15 protein-coding genes are annotated in these 20,139 nt (G+C 63.8%); 5 read left to right on the top strand and 10 right to left on the bottom strand.

Annotation, left to right across the window (positions count from 1 at the left end; all coding sequences use genetic code 11):
* Window positions 1–144: 144 nt before the first annotated feature.
* Window positions 145–462 (bottom strand): hypothetical protein, encoded by a 318-nt coding sequence (locus AC4NN3_RS02975; protein WP_491925631.1) that lies wholly within the window; start codon window positions 460–462, stop codon window positions 145–147.
* Window positions 463–706: 244 nt separating this feature from the next.
* On the opposite strand from AC4NN3_RS02975, the gene parE reads away from it, so the two are divergent.
* The 3 genes from parE to AC4NN3_RS02960 all read left to right on the top strand — a co-directional run bounded on the left by parE (window position 707) and on the right by AC4NN3_RS02960 (window position 5,980).
* Window positions 707–2,728: a DNA topoisomerase IV subunit B gene (gene parE / locus AC4NN3_RS02970; protein WP_491925630.1), complete on the top strand. Its 2,022-nt coding sequence runs from the start codon at window positions 707–709 to the stop codon at window positions 2,726–2,728.
* Between the two features lie 361 nt (window positions 2,729–3,089).
* Window positions 3,090–4,745, top strand: coding sequence for a DEAD/DEAH box helicase (locus AC4NN3_RS02965; RefSeq protein ID WP_491925629.1), 1,656 nt, complete (start codon window positions 3,090–3,092; stop codon window positions 4,743–4,745).
* 164 nt (window positions 4,746–4,909) lie between these two features.
* Window positions 4,910–5,980 carry a GGDEF domain-containing protein gene (locus AC4NN3_RS02960; protein WP_491925628.1) on the top strand — a complete coding sequence of 357 codons (1,071 nt, stop codon included), beginning with the start codon at window positions 4,910–4,912 and terminating at the stop codon, window positions 5,978–5,980.
* 104 nt (window positions 5,981–6,084) lie between these two features.
* Here the strand turns inward: AC4NN3_RS02960 and AC4NN3_RS02955 are convergent, their stop codons facing one another.
* The 8 genes from AC4NN3_RS02955 to AC4NN3_RS02920 form a co-directional block, all read right to left on the bottom strand.
* On the bottom strand, window positions 6,085–7,362 hold the full coding sequence (locus AC4NN3_RS02955) for a 3-phosphoshikimate 1-carboxyvinyltransferase (protein WP_491925627.1): 1,278 nt from the start codon (window positions 7,360–7,362) through the stop codon (window positions 6,085–6,087).
* A gap of 72 nt (window positions 7,363–7,434) precedes the next feature.
* A complete protein-coding gene (locus AC4NN3_RS02950; protein ID WP_193335738.1) occupies window positions 7,435–7,815 on the bottom strand; it encodes a HesB/IscA family protein in 381 nt (126 codons plus the stop codon).
* Between the two features lie 53 nt (window positions 7,816–7,868).
* Window positions 7,869–8,282, bottom strand: coding sequence for an SUF system Fe-S cluster assembly protein (locus AC4NN3_RS02945; RefSeq protein ID WP_491925626.1), 414 nt, complete (start codon window positions 8,280–8,282; stop codon window positions 7,869–7,871).
* 16 nt (window positions 8,283–8,298) lie between these two features.
* Window positions 8,299–9,519 (bottom strand): cysteine desulfurase, encoded by a 1,221-nt coding sequence (locus tag AC4NN3_RS02940; RefSeq protein ID WP_491925625.1) that lies wholly within the window; start codon window positions 9,517–9,519, stop codon window positions 8,299–8,301.
* On the bottom strand, window positions 9,519–10,727 hold the full coding sequence (gene sufD / locus AC4NN3_RS02935) for a Fe-S cluster assembly protein SufD (RefSeq protein ID WP_491925624.1): 1,209 nt from the start codon (window positions 10,725–10,727) through the stop codon (window positions 9,519–9,521). The genes AC4NN3_RS02940 and sufD overlap by 1 nt, the downstream gene beginning before the upstream one ends.
* A 2-nt stretch (window positions 10,728–10,729) precedes the next feature.
* Window positions 10,730–11,479 carry a Fe-S cluster assembly ATPase SufC gene (gene sufC, locus AC4NN3_RS02930; RefSeq protein WP_491926452.1) on the bottom strand — a complete coding sequence of 250 codons (750 nt, stop codon included), beginning with the start codon at window positions 11,477–11,479 and terminating at the stop codon, window positions 10,730–10,732.
* 171 nt (window positions 11,480–11,650) lie between these two features.
* Window positions 11,651–13,153, bottom strand: coding sequence for a Fe-S cluster assembly protein SufB (gene sufB, locus AC4NN3_RS02925; RefSeq protein ID WP_193335733.1), 1,503 nt, complete (start codon window positions 13,151–13,153; stop codon window positions 11,651–11,653).
* 66 nt (window positions 13,154–13,219) lie between these two features.
* Window positions 13,220–14,350: a cysteine desulfurase family protein gene (locus AC4NN3_RS02920; RefSeq protein WP_491925623.1), complete on the bottom strand. Its 1,131-nt coding sequence runs from the start codon at window positions 14,348–14,350 to the stop codon at window positions 13,220–13,222.
* Between the two features lie 285 nt (window positions 14,351–14,635).
* Here AC4NN3_RS02920 and AC4NN3_RS02915 point away from each other — a divergent pair, with 285 nt between their 5' ends.
* Together AC4NN3_RS02915 and tyrS are read left to right on the top strand one after the other, a co-directional pair.
* Window positions 14,636–15,298: an alpha/beta hydrolase gene (locus AC4NN3_RS02915; RefSeq protein WP_491925622.1), complete on the top strand. Its 663-nt coding sequence runs from the start codon at window positions 14,636–14,638 to the stop codon at window positions 15,296–15,298.
* A gap of 92 nt (window positions 15,299–15,390) precedes the next feature.
* Window positions 15,391–16,635: a tyrosine--tRNA ligase gene (tyrS, locus tag AC4NN3_RS02910; RefSeq protein ID WP_491925621.1), complete on the top strand. Its 1,245-nt coding sequence runs from the start codon at window positions 15,391–15,393 to the stop codon at window positions 16,633–16,635.
* A 59-nt stretch (window positions 16,636–16,694) separates the two neighbouring features.
* On the opposite strand, the gene AC4NN3_RS02905 is transcribed toward tyrS, so the two are convergent.
* The gene (locus tag AC4NN3_RS02905; RefSeq protein WP_491925620.1) at window positions 16,695–20,084 is read right to left on the bottom strand and encodes a hypothetical protein; all 3,390 of its coding nucleotides are present in this window, start codon (window positions 20,082–20,084) and stop codon (window positions 16,695–16,697) included.
* Window positions 20,085–20,139 lie beyond the last annotated feature (55 nt).

Genomic DNA, 20,139 nt, shown 5'->3' with positions numbered 1-20,139 from the left:
CGATCGGCTCGCATACGGATACTCCAAACAAAAACCGTATGCCGATTGGTCTAGCAGCGTGCCTTTAAGAAAGTGCTTTCAAGAAGCAAACGGAATGTGAATGGGCCGCCCGATTCCGGGACGGTTTTGTCCCGAACCGGCCCGTCAGCCGGCCGGCCGCAGCCTTTTCAGACTCTCGATGCGGGCAGAACAGTAATTGAATTCAATCAGATAGACCCATTCACCCTGGGTCGCGCGCACCTGGATGCGCTTGTCCATTGCCACGTTGAGATAGATATCGTGATAACCAAGATCGGCGATGGCCTGGCGAATTTGATAGTCGGTCAGGCAGGAGAGGCGCTCGGGATAGAAGTCGGAGCGCTCGTCGCCAAAGAACAGGCCAAAGGGCTGCGCCTGCACCGGCGCCGCCACGGTTCCGGTCAGCGTCACCGCCAGCATCAGTCCGGCTGCCCATCGTTTCATCGCACTCTCCCTGCTCCCGCCGCCGGCAAAGCCATGTGGAAAACCGCTCCACGCCGATCGGGACGAATTGACGTCCTGCCCCTCTGTCTAGTCCCCTGCCCTTGAACCGCGCTGGAACCAGCCGTTCATCGCCCGTTCAGCTTTGTGGGCAAACCAGGGGGGCCCCGTGCCCCTGCCCCGACGGGCCAGTGGAATATGATAGAACTGGAAAACGCCTGATTCGGGCACCAGATACGGAACGTGCATGTCGCAAGCAGAAGACCTTTTCGGTGCCGATGAGCCCGCCGCCAGCCCGACCCCGGCCGCCAAGCCAGCGCCCAAGAACGCCGGCGTAACCCCCACCACGGGTTCGTATTCGGCTGCCGATATCGAGGTTCTCGAAGGGCTTGAGCCGGTCCGGCGTCGCCCGGGCATGTATATCGGCGGCACCGATTCCAATGCCCTGCATCACCTGTTTGCCGAAGTCATCGACAACTCCATGGACGAGGCCATTGCCGGCCATGCCACCCGCATCGAGGTGCATCTGGGCGCCGACGGCTATATCACCGTGACCGACAATGGCCGCGGCATTCCCGTCGAGAACCACCCTAAATATCCCGGCCGCTCGACGCTGGAAATCGTGCATACGGTCCTGCATGCCGGCGGCAAGTTCGACTCCAAGGCCTATGAGACCTCGGGCGGCCTGCACGGCGTGGGTATTTCGGTGGTCAATGCGCTGTCCGACGACATGGTCGTCGAAGTGGCACGCGAGCAACAGCTCTACCGGCTGCAGTTTTCCCGTGGCAAGCCGACCGGCGAGATCCAGCCCATGGGCCGGGTGAACAATCGCCGCGGCACCACCACGCGCTTTCACCCCGATCCGCAGATCTTCGGCGACACGGCGCATTTCTCGGCGGCCCGCCTGTTCCGCATGACCCGCGCCAAGGCCTATCTGTTTGCCGGCGTCGAGCTGCGCTGGAGCTGCGACGAATCCCTGGTCACCGAGGACGCCCCCGCCAAGGCCGTGTTCCACTATCCGGACGGGCTCAAGGACTTCATGACCGCCCGCATCGAGGGCGAAACCCGCATTGTCGACGACCTCTTCGCCGGCAGCCATGGCAAGCCGGGCACCCAGGGCGCCGTCGAATGGGCCATTGCCTGGACCCTGGGCGATGGCGGTGTCTCGTCATACTGCAATACCGTGCCCACGCCCGATGGCGGCACCCATGAGGCCGGCCTGCGCTCCGCCCTGCTGCGCGGCCTCAAGAACTATGCCGAGCTGACCAAGAACAAGGCCGCTGCCGCCCTGACGGCCGAGGACATCTTCGCCCATTGCAATGCCATGCTCTCGGTCTTTGTGCGCGAGCCCGAATTTGTGGGCCAGACCAAGGACAAGCTGGCCTCGGGCGAGGCCACACGCATCGTCGACACCGCCTTGCGTGACGCCTTCGACCACTGGCTGGCCGCCTCGCCCAACCAGGCCGGCAAGCTGCTCGACTGGGCAGTGGAACGCGCCGAAGAGCGCCTGCGCCGCCGCAAGGAAAAGGAAATCGACCGCGCCAGCGCCACGCGCAAGCTGCGCCTGCCCGGCAAGCTGGCCGACTGTACCCAGACCGCCGCCCAGGGCGCTGAACTCTTCATCGTCGAAGGCGACTCGGCCGGCGGCAGCGCCAAGCAGGCGCGCAGCCGCGCCAGCCAGGCCGTGCTGCCACTGCGCGGCAAGATCCTCAACGTCGCCGGCGCCAGCCGCGAGAAGATGGCGGCCAGCCAGCTGATCTCCGACATGATCCAAGCGCTCGGTTGCGGCACCCGCGACCGCTATCGTGAGGAAGACCTGCGCTACGACAAGATCATCATCATGACCGATGCCGATGTCGACGGCGCCCATATCGCGGCCTTGCTGATGACCTTCTTCTTTCAGGAAATGCCCAAGCTGATCGATGGCGGCCACCTGTTCCTGGCCCTGCCCCCGCTCTACCGCATCAGCCAGGGCGGCAAGACGCTCTATGCCCGCGATGACGCCCATCGCGAGGAATTGATGGCCAGCGAGTTCACCGGCAAGGGCAAGGTCGACACCACCCGCTTCAAGGGCCTGGGCGAAATGCCGTTCGCGCATCTGCGCGAAACCACCATGTCGCCCAAGAGCCGCACTCTTCTCCAGGTCAAGGTGCGCGACGATCTGGACGCCACCCGCATCAGCGTCGACAGGCTGATGGGCACCAAGCCGGAAGCCCGTTTTGACTTCATCCAGGAGAATGCCGCCTTCGTCACCGATCTCGACATCTAGCCGCTGTACTGTCCCGGTCGTCGCCTCGACAGCAGGCGGCGCTCGTTCAACTGGACGGATGCAGCTGCCAATTAAGGCTAAACGGCGCAACACCGTTGACAGACAAGGCCTTTGCGTTATGGTCCGCGCCGCTAGGGCACTCTGCTTGGCGGCCTGTCACACGGACAATGACCTGCTTTGCTACGGTGTCTGGGGGTCACTCCGGCGATCTGCACCTGGTGCATCCGTCCCGTGGCCATCCCAGGTGTGGATGCTATCTCCCGGCAGCGGCCCCGCACCACAACTGACCATCCCGGCGCACCGTTCGAATGTCTCGAACCGGATCTGGCCCCGGGCTACGCTTCATAGTGGATTACCCAATTTGACTGACGATTTTTCCGAGCTCGGCCTGTCCACCAAAGTAACCGACGCGGTCACCGCGGCCGGCTACACCAAGCCGACCGAAATCCAGGCACAGGCGATTCCCCATGTCCTTCAGAAGAAGGACATTATCGGCATCGCCCAGACCGGCACCGGCAAGACGGCGAGCTTCGTGCTCCCCATGCTGACGCTGCTGGAAAACGGCCGCGCCCGGGCCCGCATGCCACGCACCCTGATCCTCGAGCCGACGCGCGAACTCGCGGCGCAGGTTTCCGAGAATTTCGAGAAATACGGCAAGAACCACCGCATCTCGATGGCCCTGATCATCGGCGGCGTGTCGTTCGAGGAGCAGAACAAGAAGCTCGATCGCGGCGTTGACGTGCTCATTGCCACCCCGGGCCGCCTGCTCGACCAGATCGAGCGCGGCAAGATCATGCTCAATGGCGTCGAGATCCTGGTGATCGACGAAGCCGACCGCATGCTCGACATGGGCTTTATCGACGACATCGAAAAAATTTGCGGCCGCCTGCCGCCGCGGCGCCAGACCATGCTGTTCTCGGCCACCATGTCCAAGGAAATCGAGCGGCTCACCAAGAAATTCCTCAACGATCCGGTGCATATCCAGTCGTCGCGCCAGAGCTCGACGGCCGAAACCATCGACCAGAAGCTCGTCCGCGTCGGCTCCAAGCCGGAAGACAAGCGCGAGATGCTGCGCGAGCGCATCAATGCGGCCACCGGCCTGACCAATGCCATCATCTTCTGCAACCGCAAGCGCGACGTGGCGACCCTTGCCCGCTCGCTGGAGCGTCATGGCTTCAGCGTCGGCGGTCTGCATGGCGACATGGACCAGAAGAGCCGGACCGAAACCCTCGATGCCTTCAAGAACAATCGCCTGACCCTGCTGGTGGCCAGCGACGTCGCGGCCCGCGGCCTCGATATCCCGGCGGTGAGCCATGTGTTCAACTTCGACGTGCCCGTGCATGCCGAGGACTATGTACATCGTATCGGCCGCACCGGTCGCGCCGGTCGCTCGGGCGTTGCCTATACGCTGGTGGCGCCAAGCGACACCAAGCATCTCGACGCGATCATCAAGCTGATCCAGAAGCCCATCGACTATCTGGAAGATACCGGCCGGCGGCCGGCGGCCGCGGCCCCTGCCGCCGCGGCACCGGATGCCGATGGCGAAGATCGTCCGGCCCGTCCCGCCCGCACGCGCCGCGGTGGTCCGCGCACCCGGCCCCAGGCCGAAGCCGCTGCGCCGGCAACGGCCGCCCAGCCGCCGGCCGCAGCAGCCCCGACTGCCGAGCAGAATGCCGAGCCGGCCGCACCGCGCGACGCTGCGCCACGCCGCCAGCCCCGCACGCGCCCCGTCGCCAAGCCGGAGGCCGAGATCGAGATCGAGGCCAAGGTCGAGGCCAAGGGCGAAGAGACCCCGCGCAGCCAGGCCAAGCCACGCGGCGAGCAGCGCCCACGCGGCGAACAGCGGCCTACCAGCGAACCGAGGCCGGAACAGGCCGAGGCCCGTCCCGCACGGACCCGCAACCGTCGTCCTGCGGAAACGCGCGAGGCGGAAAACGAGAACGATAGCGGCTCGCCATTTGGCAATGACGGTCCGGTTCCGGCTTTCCTGCTCCGTTCGGCACGTATTGACCCTTAAGTATTTCGTGATTTGATTTTTTATTTGCTGCGGTAAAGCTTGCCGCTATCCGGGCCGTGGTATTGTTGCGGCCATTCTGTTGTCTTGATTGCTGTAGATGCGATATGTATTGGGGATGACGGATGGCGCGGGGGCGCCCTCCGTCGTGGCGCACGAGGGAACCGGTGTCCGATCAGGAATTCAAACGAGCGCTCGGCTATGCCAATGCGGCATTTGACCTTCTCAAGCGAAGCGGTATTCCGGCCTATCCCCAGTTCTATGAACTGCTCTACACCTATGCCACGGGCGTCAATCCAAGCCTGAACAACCGCATCAACACCTTGTTCCGCAACGGCGATTCGCCGAGCGAAAGCGTGGCGGAGGCGCTCTACAACGAGTTCCTGAAGTCCGACGTCAACGACCGCATGACGGCAGTTTCCCAGCGCATGCACGACCGCATCGACGCCGTGCACGATGCGATCGACAGTGCCATGACCACCGCCAATGCCTATTCGGGCTCGCTGCAGTCGGCCAGCGGCGATCTCAGCCGCAATATTTCCGCGGCCGCCATGAAGGCACTCTCAGTCAAGCTGCTGGCAGAAACCCGGCAGATGCAGCAAACCAACCGTTCGCTCGAACAGAAACTGCAGGCATCGCGCGACGACATTGCCGCCCTGCAGCGCGACCTCGATGACGTGCGCCGCGAATCCCTGCTCGATCCGCTGACCAAGATTGCCAACCGCAAGAGCTTCGACGAGGGACTGGCCGCTGCCATTGCTGCCGCCAGCACCAGCGGCGATCCGCTCTCGCTGATGCTGGTCGACATCGACAATTTCAAGAATTTCAACGACAGCTATGGCCACCAGACCGGCGATCAGGTGCTGCGCCTCGTCGCCATGACGCTGAAATCCAACATCAAGGGCAAGGATCTGGCCGCCCGCTATGGTGGCGAGGAATTCGTCGCCATCCTGCCCCATACCGATGTCGAAGGCGCCGTCATCGTCGCCGAGAACATCCGCCGGGCCATCCAGGCCAAGGAACTGCTCAAGCGCTCGACCAATGAGAAGCTGGGCCGCATCACCGCATCGTTCGGCATTGCCGCCTTCCGCCCCTCGGACACCGCCGCCTCGCTGATCGAGCGCGCCGACCGCTGCCTGTATGCTGCCAAGCATGCCGGCCGCAACCGGGTGATCAATGAAAACGACCTGGTCAATGACGTGGTGCCGGCCAAGCGCGCCGGCGCAACCGCCGCCTGATCTAGAGCGTTTTCAGCAAAAGTGGCTCCACTTTTGCGGTTCGAAAACGCGACAAACCAAAGATCTAGAGCTATTGAGCCGTTTCAACGAAACGGTGAAATGCACTAGTCGACCGCCGTCAACTGCACGCCCAGACCGGCCAGCATGTCCCAATAGCCCGGATAGGTCTTGCCGGTGCAGGCGGGGTCCAGGATGACGATGCCCGGCAGACGCAGGCCGGCCAGGGCAAAGCTCATGGCAATGCGATGGTCGTGATAGGTCTCGATCTTGACCCGGCTGTTGCGCTCGGCCAGTTTGTCGGCCAGATCGGGATCGGAGGCCACCAGCAGATCGTCGCCCTCTTCGGCGCCGAGGCCCGGCAGGATGCGGTTGAGTTCATTGGCCACGGCGCGAATCCGGTCGGTTTCCTTGACCCGTAGATTGGCAATGCCGACAAAGCGCACCGGATGATTGTTGAACGCGGCCAGCACGGCCAGCGTCGGCACGGCATCCTGCATCTGCGAACCGTCGATCACCGCCGGCATATTGGGAAATAGCGCGATCAGGGCCTGTGCAGCGGCGTCTGGCTGGGTAAAGGCATCAGCCTCGACCCCAAGGTCAATCTGCCCGCCCGTCAGCGCCTGTGCGCCCCACAGATAGGTTGCCGCCGAGGCGTCCGGCTCGATCAGCAGGTCGGTAGCCTGGTAGCCAGTCGGCTGCACCAGCCACGTGCCGGCATCGACCTGCTCGACCACGGCGCCAAAGCTGCGCATGGCGGCCAGGGTCAGGTCGACATAACCGCGTGCACCGATTTCGCTGCCGGTCAGGGCAACCTCGATCGGCCCCTCGCCCAAAGGCGCCGCCATGAGGAGAGCCGAAACATATTGGCTCGATAGCCCGCCATCGATCTCCACGCGGCCCTGGCCGAAGCTGCCGGTGCCGACAATCGTCACCGGCGGGCAACCGGTGGGGCTGGTCGCTTCAATGCCCAGTGACTGCAACGCAGTCACCAGCGGGCCGATCGGTCGCACCCGCATTTCGTCATCGCCATCGACCACCACCGTGCCCGTGACCGTCGCCACGGCAGCGGTAAGGAAGCGGGTGGCCGTGCCGGCATTGCCCAGAAACAGCGGCGCATCCGGCGGCAACAGCTTGCCCGTGCTGGTGACGACAAAGCTGGTGGCATCAGGCTCCTCGACCTGCACCCCCATCTGGCGCAGGGCCGCCGCCATCAGCACGGTATCCTTGCTTTTCAGCGCGCCGGACAGTTGGCTGGTGCCATTGGCCAGCGCCGCCAGCAACAGGGCCCGGTTGGTGATCGATTTCGAGCCCGGCGGCGAGACGCGGCCGACCAGCTTGTGGGAAGGTGGAGTGAGCAGAAAACCCGCAGGCAGAGCGGTCATGAGGCGTCTCGAGGCTGGAGCCGGAATGCCCAGACCTGTTAGGCCAAACCGCCCCGTCGTGCAACCAGCGCCTCAGGCCGAGGCGCGCGCCTCGGCAATGGCCTTGAGGTCGGCCGGCTTGAGCTGCACGCTTTCGCCACAGCCGCATTCGCCGGTCTGGTTGGGATTGCGGAAGGTAAAGCCGGCACTCATCTTGGATTCGGCATAGTCCATCACCGTGCCGAGCAGGAACATGGTGGCCTTGGGCTCGACATAGACCTCGACCCCCTTGTCGCTAACATGGTCGTCACCGGCCACCGGCTCGGTGACATAGTCCAGCGTATAGGCCATGCCCGCGCAGCCGGCATTCTTGACGCCGACGCGCACGCCAATGACGGGCTTGTCGGAGTCTTCGATGATTTCATTGATGCGGGCTGCAGCAGCGTCGCTCAACGACATGATCTTGAAGGCCATGGGCACATTCTTTCTATCGGCGTTTCACGATATATAGGCGCAAACGCAGAAAATTACCACCAGTTCAACGCGACCTGGGCTTCTTCGCTCATGCGCGTGGCATCCCAGGGCGGATCGAACACCATATTGACGGTCACGTCCTGGATGCCCTCGACGCTGCGCGCGGCATTTTCCACCCAGCCGGGCATTTCGCCAGCCACCGGGCAGCCCGGCGCGGTCAGCGTCATGTCGATGGTGAGATTGCGATCATCATCGAGATCGACCTTGTAGATCAGGCCCAGCTCGTAGATGTCGACCGGGATTTCCGGATCATAGACGGTCTTGAGCGCGCCGATCAAATCACTGGTAATGCGCTCGACCTCGGCTTCCGGCAGGTCGCCGCCAATGGTCGGCTGGATGCCGGGCACGGGCAGCGCCGGCGCAGGGGCAATTTTGGATTCGTCGATCTTGATATCGTCGTCGGTCATCATGTGGTCCTCGCCGTTACGCGAAAAAGGTCAGGGCGCGTTCAATGCCGTCCACCAAAGCGTCCACATCGTCCTTGCCGTTATATAGGGCGAAGGAGGCGCGGCAGGTAGAGCTGACACCAAAGCGTTTGAGCAGCGGCTGGGCGCAATGCGTCCCGGCCCGCACGGCAATGCCGTAGCGATCGAGAATCGTCGAAACGTCATGGGCATGCGCCCCCTCGATCTCGAAGGAGAAGATGCCGCCCTTGCCCGGCGCCGCGCCGATCATGCGCAGCTTGTTGATCCGGGTCAGACGTTCGGTCGCGTAGGCCGCTACCTCGGCCTCGTGGGCGGCGATAGCTTCCTGGCCGAGCGCGGTGATATAGTTCAGCGCCGCCCCCAGGCCGATGGCCTGCACGATGGGCGGCGTGCCCGCCTCGAAGCGGTGTGGCGGCTCGTTATAGGTCACGCCCTCGAGCGCGACCGTATCGATCATCTCGCCGCCGCCCTGATAGGGCTGCATCTCGGCCAGCAGGTCGTACTTGCCATAGAGCACGCCGATCCCGGTGGGGCCATAGAGCTTGTGGCCGGTCATGACGTAGAAATCGGCACCCAGATCCTGCACGTCCACCCTGGTGTGCACGGCGCCCTGACTGCCATCGATCAGCACCGCAATGCCGCGCGCATGGGCGATTTCGATGATCTGCTTGATCGGCGTCACCGTGCCTAGCACATTGGACATATGGGTAACCGCAACCATACGGGTCTTGGCAGTCAGGGCCGCTTCAAAGGCCTCGAGGTCAAAGCTGCCATCGTCGCGCACATCGACCCAGGTGAGCACCGCCCCCTGGCGTTCGCGCAGGAAGTGCCAGGGCACGATATTGGAGTGATGCTCCATGATGGTGAGGACGATCTCGTCGCCCACCCCGATCCGCGGCCCGGCAAAGGAGGCGGCGACCAGGTTGATCGCCTCCGTTGCCGACTTGGTGAAGATGATCTCTTCCACCCGGCCGGCATTGAGGAAGGCGCGGGTGGCCTCGCGGCCGCCCTCATAGGCCTCGGTCGCCCGGTTGGCCAGCGTGTGCAGGCCTCGGTGGACATTGGCATATTCATGCCGGAAGGCATGATCCATGCGCTCGAGCACCTGCACCGGCTTCTGCGCCGAGGCACCGCTGTCGAGATAGACCAGTCTTTTGCCGTGGATCTGCTCCGACAGAATCGGGAAATCGGCCCGGACGGTATCGAGGTTGAACGCCATCAGGCCTCCAGCAGCCAGCCGTCGACGACGCCGTTGAGGGCCTCGTTGAGGGCGGCATCTTCGATTGGGTCGAGCACTTCGGCGATGAAGCCGCGCACCAGCATGGTCTCGGCCTCGGCTTTGGTGATGCCCCGGCTCATCAGGTAGAACATGGAATCCGCGTCGAGTTCGCCGCAGGTCGAGCCATGGCCGCAGACAACGTCGTCGGCATAGATTTCGAGCTCGGGCTTGCTGAGGATCTCGGCTTCGTCCGAGAGCATCAGCCCCTGCATCATCATCTTGGCGTCGACCTTCTGGGCGTCGCGCTCGACCACGATCTTGCCCTGGAACACCGCCTTGGACCGCCCGCGGGCGATCTGCTTGTACATTTCCTGGCTGGTGGTATGGGCCACGCCATGGCGGATATCGATGGTGATGTCGTTGTGCTGGCCGTCCGCCACCAGGTTGAGCCCGGTGAAGTCAGCATGCGCGCCCGGCCCGGAAAAGCGGGCAAAGACCTGGCTGCGCGACAGGGCCGCGCCGGCATGGATGGTCAGCGTGCGCAGCTTGGCGCCGTCGGCCAGCTGATATTCATTGGTCGCAAAATGGCTCACCGCCCTGGCCGAGAGATCGATGGTGATATGGGTCACCACCGCATTCTTGCCCACCGCGAGATAGGTGGCGTGGTTGCCGACATGGGCGGCGTCGGAGCCGGAAAAGGTCTCGAGGATCACCGCCGAGGCATTGTCGGCGACAAAGATCTTGAGCGCATCGGCAACATGAGCGGCCTCGCCCTCAATGCGGCGGTCGATCTGGATCACTGGATCAACGCTGTTCTCCAGCGTCAGGCTGAGGCTTTCCTTGGCCAGCGCCCCATTGAGGTGCACCAGCACGTCGTCGCGGGTGCTGAGCACGCCGCCGGCACTCTTGCCGACGATGACGCCGGCCGGTGCGGTGGTCGAGGACTGGATGACGCCATTGGCGATCATCAGCTGATAGGCGCCGGCGACGCGCAAAGCCGGGGCGCTGGCGGCATTGGCCGCCAGGCCGAGCGGCGGCACGGCCTTCAGCAGGCTCTTGAGGTCGGTATAGTGGTAGCTCTCGACGCGGCGCGTCGGCAGGCCGGCCACGCTGAGCCGTTCGGCCTCGGCCGTGGCGCCGACACTGGTGAGCTGGGCGATCAGGGTGGCTTCGGCCGCGCCGAGCCGGATGGGCAGGGACTGTGCCATGATCAGGCCGCCGCGCCGTCGAAGTCGGCATAGCCCTTGGCTTCAAGCTGCAGCGCCAGGTCCTTGTCGCCGCTTTCCACGATCCGGCCATCGCTGAACACATGCACCACGTCGGGCACGATATGGTTGAGCAGGCGCTGGTAATGCGTGATTACCAGCATGGAGCGATTGGCCGCGCGCAGGCCGTTGACGCCCTTGGACACTACCTGGAGCGCATCGATATCGAGGCCGGAATCGGTCTCGTCCAGAATGCACATCTTGGGCTGCAGCAGCGCCATCTGCAGCACTTCAGCGCGCTTCTTCTCGCCGCCCGAAAAGCCGACATTGAGCGGACGCTTGAGCATGTCGGTATCGATATTGAGCTCGGTGCCGGCCGTCTTGACCGCGCGCATGAAGTCCGGCGTGGTCATCTCGGCCTCGCCGCGCGCCTTGCGCTGGGCATTCATCGCCGCCTTGAGGAAAGTCATGGTAGCGACGCCCGGGATTTCGATCGGGTACTGGAAGGCCAGGAACAGGCCCGCCGAAGCGCGCTCTGACGGATCCATCTCGAGCAGGTTCTGCCCGTCGAGCAGCACTTCGCCCTCGGTGATTTCGTAGTCTTCCTTGCCGGCCAGCACATAGCTCAGCGTCGACTTGCCCGAGCCATTGCGGCCCATCACGGCATGGATCTCGCCGGGCGGAATGATCAGGTTGACGCCCTTGAGGATCTCGCGATCTTCGATACGGGCATGCAGGTTGCGGATTTCAAGGATTGGGGTGGTCATGTCAGTCTCCAACTAGAGCGCGGTGTCGCATCAAATGCGCCGACCGGCTGACGATTTCGGTAGACCTCATCCTGAGCTTGGCGAAGGACGCGGTCGTGGCTGGTTGTGTTCCCGACTTCATGGTGCGACGGGCGCATCATGAAGTCTCATGCTGTCCGGCTAGCCGACGCTGCCTTCGAGGCTGATGGCGATCAGCTTCTGCGTCTCGACCATGAACTCCATCGGCAGGTGCTGCAGCACGTCGCGGACGAAACCGTTGACGATCAGCGCCACCGCTTCCTCTTCATTGAGGCCGCGCTGCTGGCAGTAGAACATCTGGTCGTCCGAGATCTTGGACGTGGTCGCCTCATGCTCGAACACCGCCGTGCTGTTGCGGCTCTCGATATAGGGCACCGTATGGGCGCCGCAGCGATCGCCTATGAGAAGGCTGTCGCACTGCGTGAAGTTGCGCGCATTCTTCGCCTTGGCATGGGCCGAGACCTGGCCGCGATAGGTATTGTCGGAAAAGCCGGCGGCAATGCCCTTGGAGATGATGCGGCTGGACGTGTTCTTGCCCAGATGGATCATCTTGGTGCCGCTATCGACCTGCTGATAACCGTTCGAGATGGCGATTGAGTAGAACTCGCCGCGCGACCCGTCACCACGCAGGATGCAGCTGGGATATTTCCAGGTAATGGCCGAACCGGTTTCCACCTGGGTCCAGCTGATCTTGGAATTGGCGCCACGGCAGTCGCCCCGCTTGGTGACGAAATTGTAGATGCCACCCTTGCCTTCCTTGTCGCCCGGATACCAGTTCTGGACGGTGGAATACTTGATCTCGGCATTGTCCATCGCCACCAGCTCGACCACGGCCGCATGCAGCTGGCTTTCGGCGCGCATCGGCGCGGTGCAGCCTTCGAGATAGCTGACATAGCTGTCGGCCTCAGCAATGATCAGCGTGCGCTCGAACTGGCCGGTCTTCTTCTCGTTGATGCGGAAATAGGTGCTCAGCTCCATCGGGCAGCGCACGCCCTTGGGGATGTAGACGAAGGAGCCATCGGTGAAGACGGCGCTGTTGAGCGTGGCGTAGTAATTGTCCGACACCGGCACCACGGAGGCGAGATATTTCTGGATTAGCTCAGGATATTCGCGGATGGCTTCCGAGATCGAGCAGAAGATGATGCCCACCTTGCTCAGCTCTTCGCGGAACGTGGTGACCACCGAAACGGAATCCATCACCGCATCGACCGCCACATTGGGGCGCTCGACGCCCGCCAGAATCTCACGCTCCTTGAGCGGAATGCCCAGCTTTTCATACATCTCGAGCAAAGCCGGATCGACCTCGTCGAGGCTGGTCGGCGCCGGCGTCGATTTGGGCGCGGCATAATAGTACATGTCCTGCAGGTCGATCTGCGGATAGTGCACCTTGGCCCAGGTCGGCTCGGTAAGGGTCAGGAAGCGCTTATAGGCCTCCAGGCGCCATTCCAGCATCCAGGCGGGCTCGTTCTTCTTGGCGGAGATGAAGCGGACCGTGTCTTCGCTCAGGCCCTTGGGGGCCATGTCGGATTCGATATCGGTCTCGAAGCCGTATTTGTACTTGTCCACGTCAAGCGACAGCACCGAATCCACGGTAGCGCGATCAATGTTTTCCTTGAGCGTCGGGATATGGTCGTAGTCCGCCATGTCGGCTTCTCCTAATTGCTCCTCGGCGATTCAAGGTCGCCGCGAACCGTCTAAAACTCTTGCGGCCTAGGCCGCCTGCCCCTGCCGCGCCCGCTGGCGCTCCAGGATCGATTGGTAACCGGCAACAAACGCATCTACGTCCGCTGCCGTGGACGTCCAGCCCAGGCTGACGCGCAAAGCGCACTCGGCCAGTTCCGGCGCTACGCCCATCGCCGCCAGCACATGGCTGGGGCCAACCTTGCCCGACGAGCAGGCCGAGCCCGACGAGACCGACAGGCCCATCAGGTCCAGCGCCATCATAGCCGTCGCGCTTTTTACGCCCGGCAGGGCAAAGTTGATCACATTGCCCAGACGCGCCCCGCCGAAAATGACGGCCTCTGTGGGCAGAGCCGCCTCGAGCCGCCCCGTCAGCGCGGCCACGTCGGCCGCCGCATAGTGCGCGGCAAAAGCCGCCGCCGCCGCGCCAAAGCCGGCAATCAAGGCTGCCGCTTCGGTGCCGCCACGCCGGCCCTGCTCCTGCCCGCCGCCGGGAATGAGCCGGACCAGATCGGCATGGGCCTTGACCAGCAAGGCGCCGACACCGGCGGGCGCGCCGATCTTGTGGCCGCTAATAGCCATCATATCGGGTGCCGAGGCGGCAAAATCGAGGGGCAGCTTGCCCAGCGCCTGCACTGCATCGATAAACAGCGTGTGACGCGTCGGGCCCACCAGCGCGTTGATCCGCGCCATCGGCTGGATCACGCCGGTCTCGTTGTTGACCCAGTGCAGCGCCACCAGCAGGTTTCCCTCGGCCTGGGCCAACACCTGCGCCAGTTGATCCAGATCAATGCAGCCATCGGGCCGCAGGCTAAGGGTGATCACCTTCAGTCCGGTCGCCTCGGCCGCCTTGCCGACGGCGGCATGCTCGCCGGCACTGATGACAATCGCGCTGGCACCAAAGCATTTGGCGCCGCCGACAATGGCCTGGGTAATCGCCTCGGTCGCTGACCCGGTAAAGACCACCTGCTTGCGCTCGGCGCCCGCCAGCGCGGCAACCTGCCCGCGAGCGGTGTCGATCAGATGGCGCAGGGCACGGCCATGGCCATGCACCGAGGATGGATTGCCCACCAGATCGAGCGCAGCCAGCAGCGCCGACCGCGCTTCGGGAAGAAGCGGGGACGCGGCATTATGATCAAGATAGATCGCCGGTCTGGTCATCGGAATCCCGTTGGGCGCCTGCGCGCCGGTCATACCTTCCATGCCTGTGCCAGGGCGCTTGGCGCCCCTGCTTTCAAACACTTCTTGAAATTTGCCGCCCAACTTCATTACAAGGGGCGCACTTGCAGGCCGTACTAGGCCAAAAAACCGAGTTTCGAACAATTCTAAACTAGATTTTGCGACCCATGTTTTAGGGAGCCGGGCTGGCATAGTCAAGCCGCTGGCCGCTACCCGGACATCGCAGCCGCACACGAACAGAGCCCAACGGCCGGAAGAAGTAAGACCATGCCAGAAGTGATTTTCAACGGACCTGAGGGTCGTCTGGAAGGCCGCTATCAACCCGGCAAGGAGCCCAATGCTCCCATCGCCATCCTGCTTCATCCCCACCCACAGTTCGGCGGGACGATGAACAATCAGATCATCTACAACCTGTTCTACATGTTCGTGGAGCGCGGTTTTGCCGTGTTGCGGTTCAACTCGCGTGGTGTGGGTCGTTCGCAGGGCCTGTTCGATCACGGCATTGGCGAGCTCTCCGATGCGGCCTCGGCGCTCGACTGGCTGCAGACCATCAACCGCGAATCGCGCGGCTGCTGGATTGCCGGCTTCTCCTTCGGCGCCTGGATCGGCATGCAGTTGCTGATGCGCCGCCCCGAGGTCGAAGGCTTCATTTCCGTGGCGCCGCCGGAAAATCTCTATGACTTCTCGTTCCTGGCCCCCTGCCCGTCTTCGGGCCTGATCATTCATGGCGACAAGGACCGCGTGGCCCCACCCGCCTCGGTGCAGAAGCTGGTCGACAAGCTCAAGACCCAGAAGGGCATCACCATCGAGCAACAGATCGTCGAGGGCGCCAACCACTTCTTCGAGGGCAAGATCGACGAGCTGACCACCGCCTGTGCCGAATATCTCGACCGTCGCCGTCAGGAGATCGCCGACGGCGGCGGGCGCTGAACTTCGAGCGCACTATTGCGATCATCCGAACCCCGGGGAGCTGTCGCTGAGCGGCACTCCCCAGACCATCAGCGTTACCCGGATCGCATCCCATGACCCAGTTCAAATCTGACTTTCTCCGCACGCTCGCCGAGCGCGGCTTCATCCACCAGACCTCCGATGACGCGGGGCTGGACAACCTCTTTTCCACCGAGACCGTCACTGCCTATATCGGCTTTGACCCCACCGCCTCCTCGCTCCATGTCGGCAGCCTGATCCAGATCATGATGCTGCACTGGCTGGAAAAGACCGGCCACCGCGCCGTGGCCTTGATGGGCGGCGGCACCGGCATGGTCGGCGACCCGTCCTTCAAGGACGAGGCGCGCAAGCTGATGACCACCGACACCATCCAGGCCAATATCGACGGCATCAAGCAGGTATTTTCCAACTACCTCAGCTTTGGCAGCGGCCCCAAAGACGCGCTGATGCTCAACAATGCCGAATGGCTGATGCCGCTCAACTACCTCGAATTCCTGCGCGACGTTGGCCAGCACTTCTCGATCAACCGCATGCTCAGCTTCGACTCGGTCAAGCAGCGGCTCGATCGCGAGCAGTCGCTGAGTTTTCTCGAATTCAACTACATGATCCTGCAGGCCTATGACTTCGTCGAACTCAACCGGCGCTATGGCGTGCGGCTGCAGATGGGCGGTTCGGACCAGTGGGGCAATATCGTCAATGGCATCGACCTGGGCCATCGCCTCGGCACGCCCCAGCTCTATGCCCTGACCAGCCCGCTACTGACCACCGCCTCGGGCGCCAAGATGGGCAAGTCGCTCAATGGCGCCATCTGGCTCAATGCCGACCTGCTCTCGGCCTATGACTTCTGGCAATACTGGCGCAATACCGAGGACGCCGATGTCGAGCGCTTCCTCAAGCTCTACACAACCCTGCCGCTCGAGGAGATCGCCCGTATCGTGGGCGGCGACATCAACGAGGCCAAGAAGCGCCTGGCCACCGAAGTCACCGGCATGATCCGTGGCCTTGAAGCCGCCCAGGAAGCGGCTGAAACCGCGCGCGCCACCTTCGAAACCGGCGCCATCGACCTGTCGCTGCCCACCACCACCGTCACCCATGCCGAACTGGCCAATGGCATCGGCATCCTGGCGGCCCTGGTCACAGCCGGACTCGCCGGGTCCAATGGCGAGGCACGGCGCCACATCCAGTCGGGCGCGGTGCGCGTCAATGATGCGGTGATCGACGATGACAAGCTGGCCTTAGGCGACAATGCCCTGCTCGACGAAGGCGTCATCAAGCTTTCGGTCGGCAAGAAGCGCCACGCTCTGCTCAAGCCGGTCTGATCGTCTGAACCGCACCACTGCATAGTCTTCGAGGCGCCGGGAAACCGGCGCCTTTTTCGTCACTGCGCCGGCGGCAGTTCCTTGGCGCGGAACTCGAACAGTTCGCGGAACACGCCCGGCGCCAGCACCGAAAGCGGGTTGATCTTGAATTCCGGTCTGTCCAGGGACCCTTGCACGGCAAAGGTTACGCCCAGCAGCCCCTCGCCGTCCCTTCCGCCCAGCAGCGGCCCGAGCAGCGGGATCTTCTGGAACACGCTGTTGATACCGAACAGCGGCACATAGGTGCCCGTCAGGTCATATTGCCGGCTGGTGGTATAGATGAACCCGCGCATCGTGCCGCCCACCGTGGCGCCGGTGACCAGGCCATTGGTGACCTCGACCCGGTCGGAGCGGCGCAGGAAATCCACCTCGGCCACGTTGAAATCGAGCCGGTTCTGTTGGGCAATCGCCGTCCTCGAATCCGAGTGATTGCCCAGCACCTGGGCAACATTGGCCTCGTCGACAATGGCAAAGTCGCGCATCACCAGTTGCCCGGTTTCGACGTCGCGCTCCCGGTCCGTGGTCAGCACCAGATTACCCGAGCCGCCCGCCAGCTGCGAATAGACCCCGAGAAAGCGCAGGATGGTGCCGGCATCGTTGAAGGCCACCGACATGGTGCGGCCGTCCGGCGCCGGATTGGTCGTCACCGACAGGGCATTGCCGTCGCTGAACTGCCCGGCAACACTGGCGTCGCGCACCTCGCCGCCGCGCAGGCCCAGTGCCAGATCGAGGTTGAAGGCCGTGGTGGCGTAAAAGCCCAGCGCGCGCTCGAGCTTGACGTCGAGCGCCAGCGTCTGCGTGGCCTGGCTGGTCTTGACCCCGCCCGTACCCTCGTTGAGGCTGAAAAAGCGCTTTAGCATCGGCTTGAGATCGAACTGCCCCCCGCGCACCTGCACGCTATAGCCGCCATCGATCGGCTTGAGATCGAGCTGCGCGCTGTCGCCATCGCTCAGCGCCAGCTGGCTGAAGCTGGCCGAAACCAGTCCATCCTTGGCGTGATAGGCGATGGAGCCCTGCGCCCGCACCGTACCGAAGGCCAGATCGATATCGCTCAGTTGCGACAGCTCGCCCTCCTGCTGCAGCGTGGCGCTGACCATGCCGGCCGTGCCCGCCGCCTTGCTGATCCCTAGATCCTGGATATTGAGCGCCGCGTCCTGCAGGTCCACCGCCACCTTGAGCGCGCCACCCGCCATGGGCTGGGCCACGAAGCGCACACTGCCCGACAGAAAGGCCGAGGCATCGAACCCCATCTTGGCCAGTTCGGCCACATTCACGGTCGAGGACAGGCGGAAGGCCGGATCGGTCGTGGGCGTACCGGCAATCTCCACCTGGGCGGGAATGCCATCGATCTCGGCCGTGCCGCCCAGCTGATAGCCATCCTGGGAGGCACTGAAGGCCAGCTGACCATTGCCGATGCGGCGCTCCTCGATCGGCTTGGTGCTGGCAAAGTCGGCCACCGTGCCGTTGAGCACATAGTCAAAGCGGATCGCCCTACCGCTATCCTCATCGGGCAGGTGAATGGTCGCCACCAGGCCGGTATCGACCACCCCGGTCAGCGCCGTCACGTCGATGGGTAGCGCATTGTCGGCCAGCAGTGTTGGCTGCTGCGTCCTCACCAGGTCGAGCAAAGCCGGGATCGGGCCGCTGATATCGCCGGATACTTCCATGATGCGGTCGGCCGGGTCGGTGCTGTCGATGACCACGGCCGGATTGCTCACCACGATGGTGCCGGCCGCCGTGGCTAGCCGCCCGCCCCCGGCCGAAATGGTCACCGCCGTATCGTCGATCTGCAGCCGCGTCTCCCCGCCGACGGCAATCGCCGCCATGCTGGCGGACGGCTTGACCGCCACACCGGTCCCCACCAGGTCGATCTGGATGGCGCCGTCAGGCACCGGCTTGCGCGCGCCCTCGTCGGCCAGCGATCCCACTGGGAACTTGAACTGCATGCGCGCCTGGGTAATGGTGCCTTCGGTGAGGTTGGCCACGACCCAATCCCGGGCTTCGGGCGCCATCAGGTAGGGCCACAGCCGTTTCATGTCATCGGCGCTGATGCCCTGGCCGGCCAGGGTCAGGTCCAGCCCCAGCCCCGCCTGCAGCATGTCCACCCGCCCGGCCGTTTCAACCCTGGCATCACCCTTTTGCACCACCAGCCGGTCAATTCCCAGCGCGCCATAGAGCGGCGCCGACCAGCCGGAAAACTCCATGCTGTCAAACGGCACCGCTGGCGCCGCCATGTCCTCGGGTTGCACCACCACGTCTTTCGCATTGAACACGATGCCCAGCGTCGGCCCATAAACCGGGTCCAGCCCCATGGCGAACACCCCGGACAGGCGTGCGCTACTCTTGCCGATCTGCAGCGCCGATTCCTGTAACGCAAACTGGCCGGTACTGGGCGTCCAGTTGATGTCCATGATCGAGCTGGCAATCGGGAAATAGGCATCCTTGAGGCGCAGATCGAGCCCGGTCAGGTCGACCTTGAAACGCCCGTCCTTGAGCTTGCCGTCCGCCCCGGCGAAATTGACGTCGATCGACAGCGCCCCGGCCCCGCGCAGCGCGGCCATGCTGCTGGCATCATCGATGAAGGGCAGGAAGGCGGCAAAGTCGATATTGGCGACATCGGCCTCGATATGCGCATTGCCGTCGTCGTCCAGCGTGCGCGACAGGCTTCCCGCCAGGGTACGACCGCCCAGCGTTGCGGTGAAGGTGCCGTGCGTGTCGCGCAGATCGGCCGAGGGACTGATATCGAGATTGATGTTGTCGAAGCGACGATAGAGGCCATAGACCACGTCGTTCATGCCGACGATGCCGCCGCGGATGCGGAGGCGCGAAAACCGCCCCTGCGCCGCATGCTCGACCAGGTCGGCAATGCTCTGTTCGCTGGCTTCCAGATTATAGATCAGCCAATCATTGTCCGAGCGCATGCGCACCGGCGCGGCCGAGCTGCCGAGATCAATGCCCTGGGCTCCGATATCAACAGCAGGAAACGCGTCCTCACCCTCCAGCACCCGCACGGTGGCCGCCCCGCCCTGGGGATCCTCGACCAGCTCGAAATCGCTCAGCCGCGGCCCGAACAGGTCCTGCACGATCTGGATATGCGGCTTGACGATGGTCACCGTGGCGCCCGGCTGGCCGAACAGCGCCCGCACCGGGGAAAACCCCACTTCCAGTGCGTCGATCGCCACCTTGGCGCCGCTCTTGCTGTCGGTGAGCAGCACGGGCGCGAACTGGATGACCGGCCAGACGCCGTTCTCCAGCGTCAGCGCCATCGGTCCCAGCGTCAACGCGCTGGTGGGCGGCAGCGCCGAGCGAGCAATGGCCTGCGCCGCCTCGCTGCCCATGGGCAGGCGGATCGGGGTGATCAGCAGAACGATGTAAAGCAGCACCACCAGCAGGGCCGGAATGCCCAGCATCCAGACGGCGATCTTGGCGGAATGACGCGCGGGGTGGCGCTGACGCGGCGCTGGC

Source organism: Devosia sp. MDV22-iso42 (assembly GCF_058629155.1).
The sequence above is the reverse complement of the archived record's forward strand: the minus strand, read 5'-3'. Positions and strand labels throughout refer to the sequence as shown.

Excerpts from the sequence above, each read along its gene's own strand:
- AC4NN3_RS02975 (WP_491925631.1), bottom strand. The coding sequence starts at position 462 with ATGAAACGATGGGCAGCCGGACTGATGCTGGCGGTGACGCTGACCGGA.
- parE (WP_491925630.1), top strand. The coding sequence starts at position 707 with ATGTCGCAAGCAGAAGACCTTTTCGGTGCCGATGAGCCCGCCGCCAGC.
- AC4NN3_RS02955 (WP_491925627.1), bottom strand. The coding sequence starts at position 7,362 with ATGACCGCTCTGCCTGCGGGTTTTCTGCTCACTCCACCTTCCCACAAG.
- AC4NN3_RS02950 (WP_193335738.1), bottom strand. The coding sequence starts at position 7,815 with ATGGCCTTCAAGATCATGTCGTTGAGCGACGCTGCTGCAGCCCGCATC.
- AC4NN3_RS02945 (WP_491925626.1), bottom strand. The coding sequence starts at position 8,282 with ATGACCGACGACGATATCAAGATCGACGAATCCAAAATTGCCCCTGCG.
- AC4NN3_RS02940 (WP_491925625.1), bottom strand. The coding sequence starts at position 9,519 with ATGGCGTTCAACCTCGATACCGTCCGGGCCGATTTCCCGATTCTGTCG.
- sufD (WP_491925624.1), bottom strand. The coding sequence starts at position 10,727 with ATGGCACAGTCCCTGCCCATCCGGCTCGGCGCGGCCGAAGCCACCCTG.
- sufB (WP_193335733.1), bottom strand. The coding sequence starts at position 13,153 with ATGGCGGACTACGACCATATCCCGACGCTCAAGGAAAACATTGATCGC.
- AC4NN3_RS02920 (WP_491925623.1), bottom strand. The coding sequence starts at position 14,350 with ATGACCAGACCGGCGATCTATCTTGATCATAATGCCGCGTCCCCGCTT.
- AC4NN3_RS02915 (WP_491925622.1), top strand. The coding sequence starts at position 14,636 with ATGCCAGAAGTGATTTTCAACGGACCTGAGGGTCGTCTGGAAGGCCGC.
- tyrS (WP_491925621.1), top strand. The coding sequence starts at position 15,391 with ATGACCCAGTTCAAATCTGACTTTCTCCGCACGCTCGCCGAGCGCGGC.
- AC4NN3_RS02905 (WP_491925620.1), bottom strand. The coding sequence starts at position 20,084 with ATGCTGGGCATTCCGGCCCTGCTGGTGGTGCTGCTTTACATCGTTCTG.